Origin of the sequence: Provencibacterium massiliense (assembly GCF_900169495.1) — a bacterium.
GTDB lineage: Bacteria > Bacillota > Clostridia > Oscillospirales > Ruminococcaceae > Harryflintia > Harryflintia acetispora.
Map to the genome: position 1 here is coordinate 19,719 of NZ_FWCH01000009.1, position 20,344 is coordinate 40,062.

At 62.6% G+C, this 20,344-nt stretch carries 17 protein-coding genes; all 17 read right to left on the reverse strand.

Going from position 1 to position 20,344, the window contains the following annotated elements; genetic code table 11:
• Positions 1-15 precede the first annotated feature (15 nt).
• The 17 genes from ileS to B5477_RS01625 all read right to left on the reverse strand — a co-directional run bounded on the left by ileS (position 16) and on the right by B5477_RS01625 (position 20,230).
• On the reverse strand, positions 16-2,754 hold the full coding sequence (gene ileS / locus B5477_RS01545; RefSeq protein WP_278335617.1) for an isoleucine--tRNA ligase: 2,739 nt from the start codon (positions 2,752-2,754) through the stop codon (positions 16-18).
• Between the two features lie 192 nt (positions 2,755-2,946).
• Positions 2,947-3,645, reverse strand: a complete 699-nt coding sequence (locus tag B5477_RS01550; RefSeq protein ID WP_159448892.1) for a DivIVA domain-containing protein — start codon at positions 3,643-3,645, stop codon at positions 2,947-2,949.
• Between the two features lie 16 nt (positions 3,646-3,661).
• A complete protein-coding gene (locus tag B5477_RS01555; protein WP_132083832.1) occupies positions 3,662-4,381 on the reverse strand; it encodes a YlmH family RNA-binding protein in 720 nt (239 codons plus the stop codon).
• Between the two features lie 36 nt (positions 4,382-4,417).
• Complete coding sequence (locus tag B5477_RS01560) at positions 4,418-4,885, reverse strand: cell division protein SepF (RefSeq protein WP_079698063.1); 468 nt, start codon at positions 4,883-4,885, stop codon at positions 4,418-4,420.
• Positions 4,886-4,966: 81 nt separating this feature from the next.
• Complete coding sequence (locus B5477_RS01565; RefSeq protein ID WP_079698064.1) at positions 4,967-5,686, reverse strand: YggS family pyridoxal phosphate-dependent enzyme; 720 nt, start codon at positions 5,684-5,686, stop codon at positions 4,967-4,969.
• Complete coding sequence (locus tag B5477_RS01570) at positions 5,664-6,887, reverse strand: biotin/lipoyl attachment domain-containing protein (protein ID WP_079698065.1); 1,224 nt, start codon at positions 6,885-6,887, stop codon at positions 5,664-5,666. Before B5477_RS01570 ends, B5477_RS01565 begins: the two co-directional genes overlap by 23 nt.
• The gene (gene hfq / locus B5477_RS01575) at positions 6,884-7,135 is read right to left on the reverse strand and encodes an RNA chaperone Hfq (protein WP_181966685.1); all 252 of its coding nucleotides are present in this window, start codon (positions 7,133-7,135) and stop codon (positions 6,884-6,886) included. The genes B5477_RS01570 and hfq overlap by 4 nt, the downstream gene beginning before the upstream one ends.
• A gap of 105 nt (positions 7,136-7,240) precedes the next feature.
• On the reverse strand, positions 7,241-8,191 hold the full coding sequence (gene miaA / locus B5477_RS01580) for a tRNA (adenosine(37)-N6)-dimethylallyltransferase MiaA (protein ID WP_079698067.1): 951 nt from the start codon (positions 8,189-8,191) through the stop codon (positions 7,241-7,243).
• 34 nt (positions 8,192-8,225) lie between these two features.
• On the reverse strand, positions 8,226-10,337 hold the full coding sequence (gene mutL / locus B5477_RS01585) for a DNA mismatch repair endonuclease MutL (protein ID WP_079698068.1): 2,112 nt from the start codon (positions 10,335-10,337) through the stop codon (positions 8,226-8,228).
• A 125-nt stretch (positions 10,338-10,462) separates the two neighbouring features.
• The gene (gene mutS, locus B5477_RS01590; RefSeq protein WP_079698069.1) at positions 10,463-13,078 is read right to left on the reverse strand and encodes a DNA mismatch repair protein MutS; all 2,616 of its coding nucleotides are present in this window, start codon (positions 13,076-13,078) and stop codon (positions 10,463-10,465) included.
• A gap of 85 nt (positions 13,079-13,163) precedes the next feature.
• Entirely contained in the window at positions 13,164-13,568 is a 405-nt protein-coding gene (locus tag B5477_RS01595; RefSeq protein ID WP_079698070.1) for a YlbF/YmcA family competence regulator, read from the reverse strand.
• Between the two features lie 22 nt (positions 13,569-13,590).
• A complete protein-coding gene (gene miaB, locus B5477_RS01600) occupies positions 13,591-14,997 on the reverse strand; it encodes a tRNA (N6-isopentenyl adenosine(37)-C2)-methylthiotransferase MiaB (RefSeq protein WP_079698071.1) in 1,407 nt (468 codons plus the stop codon).
• A 314-nt stretch (positions 14,998-15,311) separates the two neighbouring features.
• Positions 15,312-16,376 carry a M24 family metallopeptidase gene (locus tag B5477_RS01605; protein ID WP_242942093.1) on the reverse strand — a complete coding sequence of 355 codons (1,065 nt, stop codon included), beginning with the start codon at positions 16,374-16,376 and terminating at the stop codon, positions 15,312-15,314.
• Positions 16,377-16,399: 23 nt separating this feature from the next.
• A complete protein-coding gene (locus B5477_RS01610) occupies positions 16,400-17,053 on the reverse strand; it encodes a GntR family transcriptional regulator (RefSeq protein ID WP_079698072.1) in 654 nt (217 codons plus the stop codon).
• Positions 17,043-18,374, reverse strand: coding sequence for an L-cysteine desulfidase family protein (locus tag B5477_RS01615; protein WP_200806033.1), 1,332 nt, complete (start codon positions 18,372-18,374; stop codon positions 17,043-17,045). Before B5477_RS01615 ends, B5477_RS01610 begins: the two co-directional genes overlap by 11 nt.
• A gap of 119 nt (positions 18,375-18,493) precedes the next feature.
• Positions 18,494-19,333, reverse strand: coding sequence for a carbohydrate ABC transporter permease (locus tag B5477_RS01620; RefSeq protein WP_079698073.1), 840 nt, complete (start codon positions 19,331-19,333; stop codon positions 18,494-18,496).
• An 18-nt stretch (positions 19,334-19,351) separates the two neighbouring features.
• Positions 19,352-20,230 carry a carbohydrate ABC transporter permease gene (locus tag B5477_RS01625; protein ID WP_079698074.1) on the reverse strand — a complete coding sequence of 293 codons (879 nt, stop codon included), beginning with the start codon at positions 20,228-20,230 and terminating at the stop codon, positions 19,352-19,354.
• Positions 20,231-20,344: the final 114 nt, after the last annotated feature.

Consider the following 20,344-nt stretch of genomic DNA (forward strand, 5'->3'; position numbering starts at 1 on the left):
CAAAATATCCGGCCTTTATTCCCCGATCACGCCAGCGCAACGTGCACAGAGGGTCGGATGGCCTTGGTCCTTGCCGACCGTCTCGCTGTACATCCAGCAGCGCTCGCACTTTTCGCCCTGCGCGCGAGAGACCGAGACCGACAGCCCCTCGACCTCGCCCTGGTAGCTGCCCGCGACCCCGCGCGCGACAGATACCGACGAGACGATGAACACCTCGGGCAGGTTCTGCTGCGCGGATAAGAACTCGTAAAGTTCCCCGTCGCAGCAGAGCGTCACCGCCGCCTCGAGGGATTTGCCGATCAATTTCTCGTTCCGCGCGTTCTCCAACGCCTTGTTGACGTCGTCCCGCACCGCGTGCAGGCGGTCCCATTTATTTAAGAATTCGGCGCTCTCGGCGTATTTCCCGTTTTCGGGGATCTCGTTATACATCACCGAGCCGCTGTCGTACCTTTCGTCCGCGGGGATATACTGCCAGATCTCCTCGGCGGTGAAGCAGAGGATGGGCGCCACCAGCAGCGTCAGATCGCGCAGGATGCGGTACATTGCGCTCTGCGCGGCACGCCGGCGGCGGCTCTCCGCCGCCTCGGTGTAGAGGCGGTCCTTGATCACGTCGAGGTAGAAGTTGGACAGGTCGATGGTGCAGTAGTTGTGGATCGCGTGGAAAACGATATGGAAGTCGAACGCGTCATAGGCCTCCTTGGCCTTGGCGGTCAGCTCGCTCAGACGCACCAGCGCCCAGCGGTCGATCTCCTCGAGCTGGTCGTAGGGCAGCAGGTCGCGCTGCGGGTCGAACCCGTCGAGGTTGCCTAAAATGTAGCGCGCCGTATTGCGGATCTTGCGGTACGCCTCGCTGAGCTGCTTGAGGATTTCGGGCGAGATGCGGATATCCGCGTGGTAGTCGCTTGAGGCGACCCACAGCCGGAGAACATCCGCGCCGTACTGCCCGACGATGTCCTCGGGGGCGATCCCGTTTCCGAGGGATTTCGACATCTTGCGCCCCTCGCCGTCCACCACCCAGCCGTGGGTACAGACCGTCTTATAGGGGGCCTTCCCCCGCCAGGCGACGGCGGTCAGAAGGGAGGACTGGAACCACCCGCGGTACTGGTCGGCCCCCTCGAGGTAGAGGTCGGCGGGCCAGCACAGGTTTTCCCGCTCGTCGAGCACCGCCGCGTGGGTGCAGCCCGAATCGAACCAGACGTCCATGATGTCGGTTTCCTTGGTGAACTCCTCGTGTCCGCAGGCCTTGCACTTGGTGCCCGCGGGCAGGATGTCGGCAGCGTCGGTGGTGTACCAGGCGTCCGAGCCGTGACGGCGGAACAGCTCGGAAACCGCCTTAATCGAAGTCTTGTCGATCAGCTCCTTGCCGCAGTGCTTGCAGTAGAAGATGGGGATCGGCACGCCCCAGCGCCGCTGGCGGGAGATGCACCAGTCGCTGCGGTCCCGCACCATGTTGGTGATCCGCCCCTGGCCCCACTCGGGGATCCACTCGACCTCGTCGATGGCCTTGATGGCCTCCTCCTTGAACGCCTCGACCGAGCAGAACCACTGCTCGGTGGCCCGAAAGAGGATCGGGCTCTTGCAGCGCCAGCAGTGCGGATACTGGTGGATGATCTTCTCAATGGCGAAGAGATGGCCGCTCTCCTCGAGAGCCTTGGCAATCGCCTTGTTGGCTTCGTCGGTGGAAAGGCCCTGGAACGGCCCCGCCTCGGCGGTCAGCACGCCCTTGGAATCCACCGGCACGATGATCGGGATGTCGGGGTAGTTGTTGACGCAGACCTCGTAGTCCTCAACGCCGTGGCCCGGCGCGGTATGTACGCAGCCGGTGCCGCTCTCGAGCGTCACATGGTCGCCCAGGATCACCCGCGACTCCCGATCCAGGAAGGGGTGGCGGCAGGCCATGTTCTCGAGCTTCTCGCCCTCGAAGCTCGCCACGATCTCGTATTCTTCGATCTTCGCCGCCTTCATGGTGGGACCGATCAGCTCGCGGGCAACGACGTAGTATTCCTCCCCGGCCTTCACCAGGCAATACTCGTACTTCGGGCCCAGGCAGATGGCCAGGTTCCCGGGCAGGGTCCAGGTGGTGGTGGTCCAGATGACAAAGTAGACCTTGCTCTTGTCGACGCCGAGCTCCGAGAAAAGGCCCTTGTCGTCCTCGACCTGGAACTTGACGTAGATCGAATGGCAGGGGTCCTCGGCGTATTCGATCTCGGCCTCGGCCAGGGCGGTCTTGCAGTCGGGGCACCAGTAGACCGGCTTTAGCCCCTTGTAGATGTAGCCTTTTTCGGCCATCTCGCCGAAGATTTCAATCTGGCGCGCCTCGAATTCGGGGCGAAGGGTCAGATAGGGGTTTTCAAAATCGCCCAGCACGCCCAGACGCTTAAACTGCTCACGCTGCACGTCGACGTATTGCAGTGCGAACTCGCGGCAGTGCTCGCGCAGCTCGACCGGCTCGATTTGGGTGCTGTCCGCCCCCAGCTTCTGCAGCGCCTTGCGCTCGATGGGCAGGCCGTGGGTGTCCCAGCCCGGGACGTACTCCGAACAGTAGCCCGACAGGTTCTTATAGCGCACGATGATGTCCTTGAGGACCTTGTTGAGCGCCGTGCCCAGATGGATGTCCCCGTTGGCATAGGGCGGACCGTCGTGCAGGATGTACTTCGGCTTGCCCGTATTGCGCTTTATAATCTCTTGATACCGCCCGCTCTCGTCCCAGTTTTTGGCCATGTCCGGCTCCCGCTGCGGCAGCGCCGCGCGCATCGGGAAGTCGGTCTTGGGCAGGTTCAGCGTTTTGTTGTAATCCACCGTTCGTTTCTCTCCCTTAGCTTTTTCTTGTTTGTCCCAGAAGCGGGACGCCCTCCTGTCCCGGGGGCTCTCCCCACACGGGGCGGGGAATAAATCATCCCGCAGGGGCGCGGCCGGCGCCGCCCTCCTGCGGGTAAATCGCATATTTTATTTGCGGGTCAGATCGTACCCTTCGCCGAACTTGAGCTCCCCGAAACGGCTCTCCCGCGGCATCTCATGCGCCGAAGCCTCGGGCGCCGCCGATTCCTCGGGGCGTTCCTCCTCCACCGCGGGCTCGGGCAGGGGCTCCTCGAGCGGGCGCTCGGGCTCGGCCGCCTCGGGCGGGACCGGCGCTTCCTGGCGGGGCTGCGGGTTCTGCGAGCCGTTTATGATCTCCTGCGCATCCACCGTGACGTCCTGGCCCGGCATCGAGCTGATCAGCTCGAGATGCTGCTTATAAAGCACCAGCAGGCGGCTCTTGAAGTTGGAGACCTCCTTCTGGATCTTGGTGAGGGTGAACTGCTCGCGCTCGATCTGCGCGCGGGCGGCGCCGACGAGGCGGTCCGCCTCCTGGCGCGCGGCACCGAGGGTCTGCTCGGCCTTCTGCTTGGATTCGCGGATGATGCTGTCGCCGAGCTTCTGCGCGCCGAGCAAGGCCGCGCGCAGGCTCTCCTCGTCCTCGCGGTACTCCTCCACCTTCTGGGCGAGCGCCATCAGCTTCTGCTCGAGCTCGGCCTTCTCCGCCTCCAGCTTCTGGAAGTCGGTGGCCAGGCGCATAGTGAACTTGTCCACATCCTCCGGCTTGTAGCCGCCACCGAAGCCGGCTTTCTCGAATTTGTAGCTGATGATATCGTTATAAGACAACATTGACATGCCCTCCAAGCTAACAGTATCGTTTTATGTTGACGCAAAGCCGACCCTTGCGGGTGGTCTCCCCGTTATGCTCCAAAATAAATTTGCCCTCGCCGCGCACTGAAATCTTACATCCGCTGTTCAGCTGTCGTTCCACCCGCTGACAGGGCAGCGAGTCGACGCTCACAAGCCCCGCCGCAATCTTCTCCTGCGCGCGCTCGCGCGAAAGCGAGCAGACAGCGGCAACCACGCAGTCCAGCCGCAGCGAGGCGAGGCTGACGCGCTGCTCCTGAAAGCGTTGCTCAAAGTCCACCGCTTCGCTTTCGCTCTCCTGGAAGGCGAGCCCGACCTTCCCGACTCGGTCCATCTGCAGCACCAGCGGCGCGAGGCGTTTTTGCAGGAATACCCAGGCTCCCTGTCCATCAACCAGAATATCGCCCACCATCTCGCGCTTTATGCCCAGATTCATCAGCGCGCCCAAAAAATCGCGGTGGCAAAGAGAAAAACCCTTCGGAATCCGCGCCGTCAGCACGGCGAGCGGGAAATCCTCCCCCTGCGCCTCCCAATACTCGGGGAACACGCCGAGCATACGGCGCGAGGCGTCCTGCCACCCGCCAAAAAACAGGAAGGGCAGGCCGCTCCTTTGCGCAAGCGGGAGGCAGAGCGCCTGCTGGCGCTCGTCCAAAAACTCGGAAAACCGGGGCGCCCCCTTGCTTCGCACCCCTTCGATCAAATCCCCTATATGTGCCAAAAGCGCGCTGTCCGCGCTCATGGAGGCGGACAACGCTTAAAAGACCACGCCGCTGCTCTCGAGCTCGTCGAGCAGATCGCCCATGATGTCGACGTTGTACGGCGTGATGATATAGGTGCTGTTTGCAACCCGCTTGATCTGCCCGTTGTTGGCGTAGGCCACCCCGGAGAGGAAGTCGATCAGCCGGCGGGAAACCTCGCGGTTGGCGCTCTCGAGATTGAGGACCACCGTGCGCTTTTGATTGAGATGGTCGGCGATCGAGCTCGCATCGTCAAAGCGCTCGGGCTTGACCAGCACCACCTTGAGCTGGGTGGTCGCGTGGATATTGACCACCTTGTTCGAGCGCCGGGTGCTCCCCTCGATGGGAAGCTGGGTCGCGTCGATGGTGGGTGCTGCCGCCGGCGCTTCGCTGCCGGTCGCGTTCGGAACGTCCAGCCCCTCCTCATCGTAGTAGTCGTCCTCTTCCACCCCGATGAAGCCTCTGAGCTTGTCCATGATACTCATAAACCTATTCTCCCTTTAGAAACTGTGCCCGCGACGGTGCGGCACACGCGGCGCGCGGCCCAAACCAAACCCGCGCGCCTGTCAGCGAAACAAAACCGTTCCCAGCCGGACCATTGTCGCGCCGTGCTTGACGGCAAGCTTGTAATCGCCCGACATGCCCATGGATAAACAGTCCATACAAACATTATCTCTATTTTGGGCGCGAATGTCAACATATAGCGCGTGGATTTGTGAAAAATACTTTTCCATCTGCAGGGTGGTGCACTCCAGGGGCAGAATGGTCATCAGCCCGCGCACCGAGAGACTTGGCAGCTCGCGCAGCGCATCCACGAATTCCCTGCCCGCATCCGGATGGACGCCGCTCTTGTTGGGATCCTGCCCGATGTTGACCTCCACCAGCACCTGCAGCTGCTTGCCAATCGCCGCCGCCTGCTTATCGAGCTCCTTCGCCAGCGCGATCGAGTCGAGCGACTGCACGCAGTCCACCATCTTTACCACCCTGGCCGCCTTGTTGCGCTGCAGGTGGCCGATGAAGTGGATCTCCACCCCGTCGCGGCGGATTTCGTCATACTTGCCGCTCAGCGACTGCTCGCGGTTCTCGCCGATCAGGTCGATCCCGGCCTCGATGGCGGCATTGATCGTCCCGGCGGGAACCGTCTTGGTCACCGCCATCAGCCGCACTGCCGCCGGGTCGAAGCCGCCGGCGAGCGCCGCGGTGTGGATGTTCTCTTTAATGATCCCGATCCGCTGGCGCAGCTCGCAGACGCCCGGCGCCGGGTTAGAGCTTGATAATTTTTCCATCTTCCAGACCGTTCCCTCCTATGATTACTTCGTCGAAGCGCTGCAGCCCCGCCCTCTCACCGTAGCTCTCGCTGAGGATGACGTACCCCTCCTGCTCGTTTTCATACAGAATTTCCACGGGCTTGAAGCGGATGACGGTGGTCTCCAGCACATAGACCCCCCGCTCGCCCTTGTTATAGCGGATGCAGCCGCTGGGCAGCTTGTAACCGGTGATCCGCTGGAAGCTGATGTCCACCTTGTGGGTGCGCAGGTTTGAGAGCTCCTCGCTCATCTCGTCGCACCGCAGCAGCACCACGCCCCGCGCCCCGGCGCTGTCCTCCAAAATCTTATGTACCTCCCCGTCGAAAGGCTTGGTGCCCGAAAGGCCGAAATCCAGCTCCACCGTCGCCCCCTCCTGGAAGCGGCTGAGGTCGGCGGCGTTGACCATCACCGCGCAGTACCAGATGTGGGAGCGGATCATCTTTCCCACCTGGGCGCCGGTGTCCTCGGGCGAGGCGCTGATGTAGGAGGCGTATTCATCCACCGGGATGTCCTCCATATTTTCGGGGCTGAGCAGTTCCTCGAACCCGTCCACCGTCTTGGTGAAGTAGCCCGCCTCGGGCGTGATCACCGCCTCCTCGTCCGCGAAGCTGGCGCCCAGGGTGAGGATCTCTTCCTCGAGGTGCGCGATCCGGCCGTCGTACCCGTCCTCCTTGGCGGTGGCGAGATTGCGCCGGTTAAGTTGGTTGAGGATCTCGAGGCGCAGCTCCTGCGTCTCGCTTAAAGTCCCGCGCGCGGCGTTCCCGGCGATGGTGTCGATGTCCGCATAGACCCGCTGCGCCACCGTGTCGGTCTGCAGGATCAGTGCGTCGCCCGTGCCCGAGAGAGACTGCAGGTTTTGCAGCTCCTTTTGCAGCTCGTCGCGGCGCATCTGGTCGGTGATCTGGCTGCGGTCGGTGACATAGCGCGCCACCGGCGCCTCCTTGGCGACATGGGCCCCGTCGGTGTAGAGATAGACGAGGTTTTCCTTTGCCGCGCCGGGGAGGACCTCCTCGTCCCGGATGGCGATCGCCTGGGCGGTGAGCTTGTCCTCGACCACCGCCTCGCGCGCGGCCACCGTCTCATAGTCCACATAGAGATACCGCCAGAGCTGGAAGCCCGCATACCCCAGCGCGCAGACGGCGCACAGCGCCAGCATGATTCTGGAGAGTACCTTGCTCATTCGGCCGGGGTCTCCTTGCCCTCTTCCTCCATCATGGCGATCGGACGCGCCGGGATGATGGTGGAGATGGCATGCTTATAGACCAGGTTCTGCTTCCCGTCGCAGTCCAGGATGACGGTGAAGTTGTCGAACCCCCGCACCTTGCCCTTGAACTGGAAGCCGTTGGTCAGATAGATGGTGACCATGATTTTTTCCTTGCGCGCCTGATTTAAAAACAGGTCCTGTAAATTCATCGCTTTGTTCATGATTTTTCCTCCGAATCAGGTTTACCGACCGCTTTTCTGAATGGTTGTATCTTAAACTTTATTATAGCACAGTTTGTCCCAGGGCGCGTAAAAATTTTGCCGAAACCTTTACCCGCGCGGCGCCAGGCCGAGGGCCTCCCCGGTCAGCTGCGCCGCCCTGTCGGAAAGCTGCGCGGGGGAATCGTATTCGTCCACATAGAGCCAGGCGTACCGCTCATCCCGTTTAAACCAGGTCAGCTGCCGCTTGGCGTACTGGCGGGTGCGCAGCTTGAGCCGCTCCACGGCCTCTTCGCGCGTGCACTCGCCCAGCAGGTAAGGGCGCAGCTCCTTATAGCCGATGGCGGCGCAGGCGGTGGGCCCGGGGTCCCGCCCATAAAAGCGGCGCGCCTCCTCGAGGAGCCCGCTTTCCATCATACGGTCCACCCGCCGGTCGATCCGCCCCCACATCCCGGCCCGCTCGCGGTAGCCGAGCGCCAGCGCGAAGGCCCGGTAGGGGCATTCGCGCCCCTTCGCGCGGCGCTGGTGCTCGCTCATCGGCACGCCGGTGGAAAGGGTCACCTCGAGCGCCCGCAGCACCCTCCCCCGGTTGTTCGGGTGGATTTTGGCGGCCGCGCCGGGGTCGAGCGCACAAAGCTGCCGGTACAGCGGTTCGATCCCCTCGCGCTCGGCGCGCTCCTTCAGGTCGGCGCGCAGCGCCGGGTCCCCCGAAAAGCCGCTAAAATCCAGATGATCCAAAATTGCGCTGATGTAAAGCCCGGTGCCCCCGCAGAGCACCGGCAGCTTCCCACGCGCATGGATTTCCGCGATGGTTTCGCGGGCGAGGGCGGCGTAATCGGCGACCGAAAAGCTCTCCCCGATGGGCAGGAAGGAACAGAGGTGATGCACCGCCTGCGCGCGCTCCTCACGTGTCGGGGCGGCCGTGGCAATCTCCATCCCGCGGTAAATCTGCATCGAGTCGGCGCAGACCACCTCGCCCCCAAAGCGGCGGCACAGCTCGATAGCCAGCCCCGTTTTGCCCGAGGCGGTCACCCCCGCCACCACCAACAGCGGCTGCTTCATCGCGCGTCCCCCTCCCAACTTCCCGGTATCATCCTCAGGCCCTGCCGAACATCCGCTCGATCTGCGCGCGGGTGAGCACGGCGGCGATCGGCCGTCCATGCGGGCAGAAGCGCACCTCCTCGTGCTCGTCGAGGAGCCTCACCAGCGCCTCGAGCTCCCGCGGGTCGCTCACGTCGTTGGCCCGGATCGACGCCTTGCAGGCGATGGAGTGATAGATGTCCTCCACCGCCTGCACGCTGAGGCGGCCCGATCCGGCCGAGAGCTGGGAGGCGATCTGCTCCACGCTCTCCCCGGCGCGCGACGCGTCGAGCAGCAGCGGCACCTCGCGCACCAGCACGCTCCCTTCCCCGAAGTCCTCCACCCCAAACCCGAGCTCCTCGAGCAGGGGGAGGCTTTGCAGGATCAGGGCGTATTCCTCCTTCGGGAGGGTGACCGGCACGGGGGTGAGCAGCAGCTGCCGCTCCTTGCCGCCGGCGGCGCGCAGCCGCTCGTAGTTGAGCCGCTCGTGGGCGGCGTGCTTATCGATCAGGATCAGCTGCTCATCGCACTCGAGCAGGATATAGGTACGCAGCAGCTCCCCGATCAGCCGCGCGCCGCTGTAGCGGCCCCGCCCCGCCTCTTCGTCCGGCAGGGTGGACTGCACGGTTTCCCGCTCTTCCTCCTTCTTCGGGGCCGGCTCCTCCCTCTGGGCCCGCTTCGAGGCGTAATGGCTGAATAGCTGCGCCGTCTCCTCCTGGGTGGGGGCGTGCAGCTCGAGCGCCGCATCGTCCGCCTCGGTCCCGGACGAAAACAGCTCCGCCATCTTTGCGGGCGCGCTCTGCGCATGCGCACTTTGCGCAGGCGCAACTTGAGCAGGCCCACTTTGGGCCATAGACTGCGCCTTGCTGCCGAAGGGGCGCAGGCGCGGAACATAGATTTCAGCCTCCCGGGGCGCTTCGTCCCGCACGGGCAAAGCCTCCTGCCCCGGGGTGGCGGAAGCCTTCTTTGGGGATACAAGCGGGCCCGCGCCAACCAGAACCGGCTCCTTCCGCGCCCGCCCGGGGGCGGGCACAGAGCGGGCGGGGGCGCTTTGCGCCTCCCCGGGAGCCGGGGTGGGAGTTATCTGCGGCTCCTCCCGCTTGCCGGTGAGGGATTCGGGCGCGGCGACGCCCTGTAAATCCAGCCTCTGCAATGCCGCGCGCACCGCGTAATAAACCGCGTCGAAGATCAGCTTTTCGTTTTCAAAGCGCACCTCGAGCTTGGCGGGATGCACGTTGATGTCAAAGGTGCTCGGCGGCAGCGAAACATCCAGCACGCAGGCCGGGAACTTCCCCTTCATGATCGAGTGGCGGTAGGCCTCCTCGAGCGCCGCCATGCAGGTCTTGGAGCGCACATACCGCCCGTTGATGTAAAAGCTCTGCATGGTGCGGTTGCCCCGCCCCTCGCTCGGGCGGCTGACGAAGCCCGAGACCCGGACCCCGCGGTTTTCGCTGTCCACCGGGACCAAAGTGGCGAAGAACTGCCGCCCATAGACGGCGTAGAGCGCGTCGGCGAGCTTTCCGTTGCCGGGGGTGTGCAGGGTGATCTTCCCATCCCGGATCAGCTTCCAGGAAACTCCCGGATGGACCACGGCCAGCTTGTCGATCACCGAGGCCACCGCGTTTGATTCGGTCACGTCCTTTTTGAGGAACTTCATGCGCGCGGGGGTGTTATAGAAGATGTCCCGCACCACGATGGTGGTTCCCACCGGGCAGCCGGCCTCCTTCTTCTCAGTCTCCTGCCCGCCCTCTATACAGTAGCGCACCCCGGTGTCCGACTCTGGCGTGCGGGAGAGCACCTCCACGCGGCACATCGCCGCGATGGAGGCCAGCGCCTCGCCGCGAAAGCCCATGGTCAGGATGTTCTGAAGGTCGTCCGGCTCGCGCAGCTTGCTGGTCGCGTGGCGCAAAAACGCCTTGTCGATCTCGCTCGCCTCGATTCCGCCGCCGTTGTCGCTCACCCGCATATAGGTGATCCCGCCGCGCTGGATCTCCACCGTGATCTGGGTGGAATGCGCGTCGATGGCGTTCTCGGCCAGCTCCTTGATCACCGAGGCCGGCCTATCGATCACCTCGCCCGCCGCGATCAGCTCGGCCATTTCCCGGCTGAGCACGTTGATTTTACCCATAGGAATGACCATTCCTCTCTAAAAGTTTGGCGCCGGTTTCGCTGCGCGAAATTGTGGCCTTTGGCGGCAAAGGGGCAAAACTTCTTGTTTGAAAGTTCACTTTCAAACTAGCCCCTCCCTTATTGTTATATCAGGCTTTTGAGCTCCCCGAGCACGTTCATGGCCGCCAAGGGAGTCAGGTTGTTGAGATCAATCTCCCGCAGCCGGCGCACGATCTCGCTGTCATCCGACTGGCGGATCACGATCTGATCCGCCTCGGGCTCGGCGGGCCGCTTCCTTTTGTGGCTCGAGGGGGCGTCACCCGCCTCGAGCGAGCGCAGGATCACCCCCGCGCGCTGGATGACCGGGTCGGGGATGCCGGCGAGCTTGGAGACGTAAATGCCGTAGCTGTCGTCCGCCCCGCCGGGCACGATCCGGCGCAGGAAGATCACATCCTCCCCCTGCCGCTTGACCGCGATGTTGTAGTTTTTCACCCCCTCGAGATCCTCCTCGAGGGCGGTCAGCTCGTGGTAGTGGGTGGCGAACATCGTCTTTGCGCCCAAGCGGCGCTTGTCCGCGATGTACTCGACCACCGCGCGGGCGATGCTCATCCCGTCGAAGGTCGAGGTCCCCCGCCCGATCTCGTCGAGGATGATCAGGCTGTTCTTGGTGGCGCTTTTTAAAATCTCCGCCACCTCGCTCATCTCCACCATGAAGGTGGACTGCCCGGTGGTCAGGTCGTCCGACGCGCCCACCCGGGTGTAGATCCCGTCCACGATCGAGAGGTTGGCGCTCTTGGCCGGCACGAAGCAGCCGATCTGGGCCATCAGCACGATCAGGGCGGTCATACGCATGTAGGTCGACTTCCCCGCCATGTTGGGCCCGGTGATGATGGCGATCCGGTTTTGGTTCATGTCGAGATACACGTCGTTCGAGACGAAGGGGGTGCTCTTGACCATCAGCTCCACCACCGGGTGGCGGCCCTCCTTGATCTCGATGGTACCGCTCAGATCCACCTGCGGGCGGCAGTAGCCGCCCGAGAGGCTCACCCGCGCGAAGGAGCAGAACACGTCGAGGCGCGCCACCAGCCCCGCGCTGCGCTGGATCCGGGAAAGGTTTTTGCAGACCTCCCCGCGCACACGCTGGTAGAGCTCCTGCTCCACGCGCTCGATCTGCTCGGTAGCGGTGAAAATTTTATTCTCCAGCTCCTTAAGCTCGTCGGTTATGTACCGCTCACAGTTGGCGAGCGTCTGCTTGCGGATATAGGTCTCGGGCACCAGCTCGAGGTAGCTCTTGGTCACCTCGATGTAATAGCCGAACACCCGGTTGTAGCCGATCTTGAGGTTCTTGATCCCGGTGCGCTCCCGCTCGCCCGCCTCGATCCCGGCGATGAAGCCCTTGGCCCCGCTGACGAGCGAGCGCAGCTCGTCGAGGTTCTGATCGAACCCCGCCTTGATCACCCCGCCGTCCTTGAGCGCGATGGGCGGCTCGTCCGAGACCGCCCGGCCGACCAGGTCGGCCACGTCGTCGAGGGTGTCGAGGTCCCGGTAGATGTCCCGCAGGTACTGCGCGCGGCACTCCCCCAGCAGCCCGCGCAGCTGGGGCAGCCGCCGGGCGGTGTACTCCAGGCTCTTGAGCTCGCGCGGGCTGGCGTTGCCATAGACGATCCGGGACATCAGCCGCTCGAGGTCGAAGACGTCGGACAGCGCCTCCTCGCACTCCCCGAGGAGCATGGTGTTATCATAAAGCTCCCCCACCGCATTGAGTCGTTTGGAAATCCTGGTGGGGGAGAGCAGCGGCTTTTCCACCCACTGGCGCAGCAGCCGCTTACCCATCGCGGTGTGGGTATGGTCGAGCACCCAGAGCAGGCTCCCCCGCTTTTCCCCCGCGCGAAGGGTGCGGATCAATTCGAGGTTGCGGCAGGCGGTCAGGTCAAGGTTCATGTAGTCCTCGCCGCTGTAGAGGTCCAGCGTGTTCAGGCACTCCAGCCCCCGCTGCTGGGTTTCGCCGAGATAGCGCAGCAGGGCGCAGAGCGCGATTTGCAGCTGGGGCTTGTCCGCGAGGGAAAGCAGCTCGAGGTTCTGCGCGCCGAACTGCGCGGGCAGGACCTCGGCGCACTCCCGCTGTGTGACGGACGAAAAGTCGAAGCCGCTCACCACGCAGCCCAGGCGCTCCTTTAAAAAGGCGCGCAGCCCGTCTTCCAGGGATCCCCCGCCCGCCAGCTCCCCGCCGAGGAGCACCTCGCTGGGGGAAAAGCGGCCGAGCTCGCTTTTGAGGCGCTGCACATCCCCCTCGACCTGGCAGGCGCGCACCTCGCCGGTCGAGATGTCCGCAAAGGCGCAGCCGCAGCCGCCTTTGCCCGCATACAGCGAGGCGATGAAATTGTTCTTCCCCTCCTCGAGCATGTTGGTCTCGAGGATGGTGCCGGGGGTCACCACCCGGATGACGTCCCGCTTCACCAGCCCCTTTGCGGCCTTGGGGTCCTCCATCTGCTCGCAGATGGCGACGTTGTAGCCCTTCTCGATCAGCCGGGCGATGTAGGCCTCGCAGCTGTGGTAGGGCACCCCGCACATCGGCGCACGCTCCTCGAGCCCGCAGTCCCGCCCGGTGAGGGTGAGCTCCAGCTCCCGCGAGGCGGTGAGCGCGTCGTCGAAGAACATCTCATAAAAGTCGCCCAGGCGGTAGAAGAGGATCTTGTCCTTGCACTTCTCCTTGATGGCCATGTACTGCTGCATCATCGGGGAAAGATTCTGCGTCTGCATGAAGTCTGCTCCTTTGCTCTAAGCTTTGGGGAAATTGGAAAACGGGGGCGGACCGCTCTCAATCCACCCCCTCGTTAGACTTTGTTCAGTGACAGCCCGAGCACCCTTCGCAGCTGCCGGAGCAGCCGGTCTGCTCCTCGATCGAATCGGGGTCCTCGCCGTTGACGCTCCCGGTCAGGATCTGGGTGACGAAGTTCATCATCCGGTCGACCTCCTGCTTGGTCGTGTTGTAGGCGATCATGTTCGGGTTGTTCATGACCTCGGCGTAGATCTCCTTAATTTCTTTGTCGAGCTGCGCGATCCGGTCGGTGTCGCGGTCGGCCTTGCCTAGAACGTTGTTGAGCTCGAGGCGCTTGAGATTGAATTTTCCGATCAGCTCCTGCAATTTTTCGTCGCTGTCGTTGTGCTGGCGCGCCAGGTTGTAGGCGATCACCTTGTCGTCCTGCTGAATCGCCTTGCCGAGCTCTCGGGCCATTTTGATAATATCCATGTTTCCTTCTCCTTTTTCCTGATTACTCTATCATTTCCCCGCAGACCGCCCAGTTAAGCGCCCGGGTAATTTTTACCTGTAAAAATTGTCCTGCCAGGGCCTCATCCCCCGCAAACTGCGCGATCACGCCGGATTCGGTCCTGCCGCTCATCATTCCCTGCTCCTTGCCCGGCCCCTCGCAGAGGACGCGCAAGGTCCTGCCCACCATCTGCTCGTGAAAGCTGCGGGTAATCTGCTCCTGCGCCGCCAAAAGCTGCCGAAACCAGCGGGACTTCTCCTGTGCCGGCACCGGGTCGGGAAGCTGTGCCGCGGCGGTCCCGCCGCGCTTTGAATAAAGGAAGGTGTAGAGCGCGTGGAAGCGCACTTCCTTCACCAGCTCCAGCGTCTGCAAAAAGTCCTCGTACCGCTCCCCGGGGAAGCCGACCATGATGTCGCTGCTAAAGCTCACGCCCGGGATGCGTTCCCGCGCATATTCGACCAGCTCCTTGTACTGCGCGGCGGTGTAGCGGCGGTTCATCCGGCGAAGGATTTCGTCGCTGCCGCACTGCACCGGCAGGTGGATGTAATTGCAGACCTTCCCGCATTCGGCGATGGCGTCGATCAGCTCTTTGGTGCAGTCCTTGGGGTGGGAGGTCATGAACCGGATCCAGAAGTCCCCCGGAAGGTCGTTAAGCTCCCGCAGCAGCCGCGGGAAAGTAACCTCCCCCTCGAGCCCCTTGCCGTAGGAATTGACGTTTTGGCCCAGCAGGGTGATCTCCTTATAGCCCTCGGCGATCAGCTCCTTCGCCTCGCGCAGCACGTCCGGCATCGCGCGCGAGTGCTCCCGCCCGCGCACGTAGGGCACGATACAGTAGGTGCAGAAGTTGTCGCACCCCTGCATGATCGGCAGCCAGGCGCGCACCTTCCCCTCCCGGCGCACCGGCAGGTTCTCGACGATCTTCTCCCCCGGCTCCCGCCCGTCGATCACCCGGCGGCGCTCCTCCAAAAGCCGCAGCAGCAGCTCAGGCAGCCGGTGGGCGGCGTTGGCGCCGAAGGCGAGGTCGACATAGGGGTAGCTTTTTCGCAGCCGCTCGCGCACCGCCTCCTGCTGGGTCATGCACCCGCAGACGGCGATGATCATATCCGGCCTTGCCCTCTTGAGGTGGGAGAGCGCCCCGATGTTGCCGAAGACCCGCTCCTCGGCGTTCTCGCGCACCGCGCAGGTGTTGAAGAGCACCAGATCGGCCCCCGCGCTGTCGGGGCAGAAGCCGAAGCCGAGGGACGCAAGCAGCCCGCAAAGATGCTCGCCGTCGCTCACATTCTGCTGACAGCCGAAGGAGTGTACATAGGCCAGCGGCGGATGGTCGTACCGCAAAGAGAGCAGCTCCTTGATCCGCTCGGTTCTAGTCTGCGCCAGGGCGCCGTCGATATAATCGGGAAGATAGCTCAAAACCGGTGTACTCCTTCGTTAAAGTCAGGTTATATCATACCACTTTCCTCTCCTTTTTTCAATACGCAGGATTCGACGCTTTCGTACAAAACCGCATGGGGCAACTGGCAATCACAGCGGCTGAGGCCTTGTTCCGCCAGTTTCCCCATGGAACCCCTTCCATTCGCAAATGAGCTCCGCAGGCCCACCGGGCCTGCTCCCCGCCAAATTTGCTCTGGCTGTGTCCCTTCGGCGGGCAAAGTCCGTCTGCGGGACTAATTTTAATTTTTGTGTAGACAAAGGGAGCAAACCATGCGGTTTGCTCCCCCAGGAGACTACAGGATGATTAAGCTCTTGTCCGAGTGGGTCAGGTCGTCGCACCCGTCCTCGGTGACGATGACCATGTCCTCGATCCGCACCCCGAAGCGTCCGGCCAGGTAGATCCCCGGCTCGATCGTCACGCAGCCGCCCGCCTTGAGGACGGCCTTGCTCGCGGGCCCGAGGCGCGGGTCCTCGTGCACCTCGATCCCCACGCTGTGCCCGAGGTTATGGCCGAAGCACCCGCGGTAGCCGGCGCCGTCGATATAGTCGCGCGCCACGCGGTCCACCTCGGCGCAGGGCACTCCCGCGCGCACCGCGTCGAGGGCGCGGCGCTGCGCCTCGAGCACCGTCGCATAGACCTTGCGCTGCTCGTCGCTGACCTTGCCCACCGCCACGGTGCGGGTCATATCGGCATGGTAGCCGCCGATGACGAAGCCCATGTCGAACATCACGAAATCCCCGCTTTCGATCTTCTTGGTGTCCGCGCGGCCGTGGGGGAGCGAGGTCTTCTTCCCCGATATGGCGATCATGTTGATGTCGCGGTTTTCGCTGCCGTGGCGCTCCATATAAACGCCCAGCTCCAAAATCAGGTCCTGCTCGCTGACGCCGGGCTTGATGTAAGGCAGGATAAACCGGAAGGCCTCGTCGGTCAGGTCCTGCGCCCTTTGCAGATGGGCGATCTCCTCGGAGGTTTTTACTTCGCGCAGCGCGTCGATGGCGCTTTGCAGCCGCCCGTCGCGCAGCACCTCGGCCGGGAGCCCCCCGGAGAACCCCTCGAAGGCCGAGATGGTCATATACCGGCTCTCGATCCCCACGGTTTTGACCTGGTGGCGCAGGATCAGCTCGCCGAGCTGCTCCATCAGGTCGTCCTGCAGCACCACCTCGCAGTTTTTGACGGTGTCCCTTGCCTTCTCAATATAGCGGAAATCAATGAGGAAGTAGGCCTTCTCACGGGTGATGAAGAGCGTCCCCGCCGAGGAGGTCATGCCGGTGAAGTAGAAGCGGTTGGGGCCGCTCGTGATCAGCGCCGCGTCGACCCCCTCATCCATCGCCGCGCACAGGCGTTTGATCGGATCCATTGTCCATCGTCCTTTCTTGTCGTTTAAAACCGGGCCGGGGAGCCGCTTTCGTTCCAGAGCCCCAGGTCCTGGCGCAGCACGCGCAGCGCCTCTTCGAGGTCCCGGCGGGCCAGCGCCCGCACAATCATCTTGTGGGTGTCCACGTCCAGGATGATCGCGGTCTTGTGCCAGCGGTCCCAGTGAAACTGCGCATAGGCGCGCAGCTGGACGTTCATGCTGCGCTCCAGCTCCTTATAGATATATTCGTTCTGCGCCAGGGAACAAAGCAGCAGATGGAAACTCACGTTGTTCTCCCAATGCGCGACGATCTCCTGCTCGCTGTGGGCCAGCTGCTCGGATTGGACCAGGAACTGGTCGAGCCGTTCAAAGTCGGCGGCGGTCAGGGAGCCGGCGCACTGGCGCAGGCAGTGGGACTCGAGCACGCCCCGGAACTCGATAATCTCCCGCACGTCCTTCTCCGTGTAGGCGACCACCTCGTAGCCGAAGCGGGGGATGCTGCGCAGCACCCCCTCGTTGCACAGCTCGATGAGCGCGTCGCGCACCGGGGACTTGCTCACCGAGAAGCGCTCGATGAGCTGCTTTTCGCTGAGGATGGCGTTGGGCGGGTATTCGCCGCTGATCACGTCCCGGATCACCGCGGCGTAAACTTGCTCCTTTAAGGATTTCTTATCTGCCATCGCCGACGCCGTCCCCGCTGGTCTTGGAGAGCATGATGTCCAGAATCACCTTGTCGGTGATCTTCATCCCCTCCATGGTGAGCGTGCCGAGGTTGTCGATGGTCTGCTCCACATCCCCGGTGACGATCCCCTCGATCCCGGCGGCGCAGACCCCGTCGAGCGCGAGATAGGCCGCCTCGAAGGCCGCCTGCAAAGAGGCGTAGACCTTGAGCGCGCAGTCCGCCTTGGCCCCGTCGCAGATGATCCCGGTGATGTTGGCGATCATGTTGGTGATCGCCTTCTCGACGGCGCCGTACCCGCCGCCGAGCAGATAGACCACCGCGCAGCTGACCCCCGAGGCGGCGACCATCGCCCCGCACAGGGCGCTCAGGCGGTCGAGGTGGTGCTTGATGTAGATGGCGGTCATGTGGCTTAAGGTGAGCGCGCGGATCTTCTGCTCCTCGCTCGCCCCCGTCTCGGCCGCCACCACGCAGACCGGCACGGTCGCGGTGATCCCCTGGTTGCCGCTGCCCGAGTTGCTCATCACGGGCATGCTGCACCCGGCCATGCGCGCGTCGATGGCGGCGGTGGTCTGCATGATCGCGAGGTTCTGAAGGTCCTTCCCGACCAGGCCCTTTTTCTGGCGCGCCTGCATGCCCTTGCCGATCATCAGGCCGTAGTCGTTCTTGAGCCCCTCCTGGGAGATGGCGTAGTTTAAGAGGTTGGTCTTCTCGATGAATTCCAGGGTTTTGATATCCGCGCCGGAGGCGAAATCGAAGATGTCCCGCAGCGACATGGCGGAAAAGTCGATCTCCTCGCCCTTCTCCTCGTCCAGCTTCCGGTTTTGCAGCAGCGTCTCGCCGTCCCGCTCCACCAACAGGAAATGGTTGTGCTTGCCCTGGATGACGGCCCTCCCGCACGCGCCGCCCTTTTTGGCCAGTGCGTCGATGTAGATGGTCTCGTCGTTTTCGGCCAACGAAACCTTGACCTTGTGCCCGTTTACCCAGCGCTGCGCCAGGGCGATGTCCTTATCGCAGAGCCCGGTGAGCACCTCAAGGTCCTTCCCCGGGTCCCCCGCGGCAAAGCCCAAGGCCGCGGCATACTCCAGCCCGTAGAGGGTGGTGCCGGGGATGATGACGCTCATGGCGTTCTTTAAAATGTTGCGGCTGACGAGGATCTCCATTTCGGCGATCTCCTCCCGCGCGCAGCCCAGCGCCTCGGCCGCCTTGGCCGCGGCCAGGGCGACCGCCACCGGCTCGGTGCACCCGAGCGCCGGGATGATCTCCTGGTTCATCAGCTTGATATAATCCGTCCAGCTCGACGGCATTTCGTTTTTTTCCATTTTTATGACCATTCCTTTCCCGGGGGCTGCATTGGCTTCTGCCGAAATGGCGGTTGCAGGACCGCCAAAGAGCAAACCCATAAGTTTGAAAGATTCATCTTTCAAACTTTCCCTTCTCTTTAACCTTTGACCGCGCCGGCCATCAAATCTGCCTTTTGGAACTTCTGGAACAGGAAGTAAAGGATGATGATCGGCAGCACCGCGATCGAGGTGCCCGCCATGATGACCGGCCAGGGGGTCGAGAGGCCGTCGCTCACCGGCAGCAGGGAGATGGTGACCATCAGGGTATACTTCTTGGGGGTGCGCATGAAGATCAGCGGCCAGAAGAAGTCGTTCCAGCGCGAGATCATGGTCAGCGACGCCCAGGAGGCCAGCGCCGGCTTGATGATCGGCAGGATGACCCGCGTGTAGATGGTGAAGTCGCGGCAGCCGTCGATCCTGGCGGCCTCGACGATCTCGTCCGGCACCGACATGCAGTATTGGCGCATGTAGAAGATGCCCAGCGCCGTCGCCGCGCGGGGGATGATCAGCGACCACAGGGAGTTGGTCAGATGCAGCGAGCGCATGATGGTGAACAGCGGCACAATGCCGACCTCCTGCGGGATGAGCAGGGTGACGAGCACCATCAAAAACAGGGCGTCCCTCCCGGGGAAATGGAACTTCGCAAAGGCAAAGCCCGCCAGCGAGCAGAAAAAGAGGGTGCTCACCGTGCCGAAGAAGGTGACGAAGATGCTGTTCATGGTCGGGTAAAGCATGGGGGCGATCTTGTTGACCGCGCTGTAGTTGCCGAGCGTCGGGTTATGTACCACCAAGGATTCCAGCCCCGAAAGGGTCTCGCTGGTCGGCTTGATCGAGGTGAGGATCATCCAGAAAACCGGAAAGATCGAGATGATTACGATAAAGATCAGGCAGAAATAAACGAAGAAGGTCGTCAGCTTCTTTTTAGAAGTATAATCCATTTTCTCTTCCCCCTTTCCTTAGGCTTCGCCGTTGCGGCGCATGATGAAGAACTGGATGAGCGAGAACACCAGCAGGATCATGGTCAGGATGTAGCCAATCGCCGAGGCGTAGCCCATCTTGAAGATCACAAAGGAGTTCTGGTACATGTACTGGAACATCGACATGTTCGACGAGCCGGGGCCCACCATGACGTACGGCTCGGCGAAGATTTTCCAGCTCTCCACCGTCAGCGTCAAGAAGCAGAAGAAGAGGATGTCGCCAAGACACGGCAGGGTGATCTTGAAGAATTTCTGGAAGACGTTCGCCCCGTCCACCGTGGCCGCCTCATAGTAGTCCGCCGGGATATTGAGGATCCCCGACATGATGATGATGGTATACCACGGGGTGTTGCGCCAGACGTAGAGGATCATCGGCGGGATCTTGGACAGCGAGGTGCTCGTCAGCCAGGCGACCCCCTCGAGGCCCATCATCCGTAAAATCTCGTTGATCAGCCCGGCGTTGAAGTCGAAGAGCATGTTGAAGATGAGGCCCACCGCCACGGTGGCGCAGACATAGGGGAAGAAGGTCATGCTCTTGAAAAAGCCCCTGGCGCGCAGCGGCTTATAGCTGAGCAGCAGCGCCACCATCATGGCGAAGAAGAGCACAAAGACGATCGCCACCAGCCAGTAAAGGAAGGTGTTCTGCACCGTGGTCCAGAAGGTGGGGTCCTTGGCGAGCATGACGTAGTTTTGCACCCCCACAAACTCCTTGGGGCCCAGCCCGTTCCACTCGGTAAAGCTTAAAACCAGGGACCAGATCATTGGGAAGAGCTGGAACACCAAAAAGAGGATGAAAAACGGGGAGATGAACAGGTAGGCGTTAAAATGCTTTTTAAAGCCCTTTTGAAAGTTTTTCATAACGTTACCGTGCCTTTCTGTCTTAGACCCGCGAAACCAAACTTGTGCCTTATAAAAGAGGGAGGCTTGCATGCAAGCCTCCCCCGACAGTTCGTTGTCTTTTTCTGCGGCCGC

Bases quoted from the DNA above. Each gene is read 5' to 3' on its own strand.
- ileS (WP_278335617.1), bottom strand. From the start codon at position 2,754: ATGCGCGCGGCGCTGCCGCAGCGGGAGCCGGACATGGCCAAAAACTGG.
- B5477_RS01550 (WP_159448892.1), bottom strand. From the start codon at position 3,645: ATGTTGTCTTATAACGATATCATCAGCTACAAATTCGAGAAAGCCGGC.
- B5477_RS01560 (WP_079698063.1), bottom strand. From the start codon at position 4,885: ATGAGTATCATGGACAAGCTCAGAGGCTTCATCGGGGTGGAAGAGGAC.
- B5477_RS01565 (WP_079698064.1), bottom strand. From the start codon at position 5,686: ATGGAAAAATTATCAAGCTCTAACCCGGCGCCGGGCGTCTGCGAGCTG.
- B5477_RS01570 (WP_079698065.1), bottom strand. From the start codon at position 6,887: ATGAGCAAGGTACTCTCCAGAATCATGCTGGCGCTGTGCGCCGTCTGC.
- miaA (WP_079698067.1), bottom strand. From the start codon at position 8,191: ATGAAGCAGCCGCTGTTGGTGGTGGCGGGGGTGACCGCCTCGGGCAAA.
- mutL (WP_079698068.1), bottom strand. From the start codon at position 10,337: ATGGGTAAAATCAACGTGCTCAGCCGGGAAATGGCCGAGCTGATCGCG.
- mutS (WP_079698069.1), bottom strand. From the start codon at position 13,078: ATGCAGACGCAGAATCTTTCCCCGATGATGCAGCAGTACATGGCCATC.
- B5477_RS01595 (WP_079698070.1), bottom strand. From the start codon at position 13,568: ATGGATATTATCAAAATGGCCCGAGAGCTCGGCAAGGCGATTCAGCAG.
- B5477_RS01605 (WP_242942093.1), bottom strand. From the start codon at position 16,376: ATGGATCCGATCAAACGCCTGTGCGCGGCGATGGATGAGGGGGTCGAC.
- B5477_RS01610 (WP_079698072.1), bottom strand. From the start codon at position 17,053: ATGGCAGATAAGAAATCCTTAAAGGAGCAAGTTTACGCCGCGGTGATC.
- B5477_RS01615 (WP_200806033.1), bottom strand. From the start codon at position 18,374: ATGGAAAAAAACGAAATGCCGTCGAGCTGGACGGATTATATCAAGCTG.
- B5477_RS01620 (WP_079698073.1), bottom strand. From the start codon at position 19,333: ATGGATTATACTTCTAAAAAGAAGCTGACGACCTTCTTCGTTTATTTC.
- B5477_RS01625 (WP_079698074.1), bottom strand. From the start codon at position 20,230: ATGAAAAACTTTCAAAAGGGCTTTAAAAAGCATTTTAACGCCTACCTG.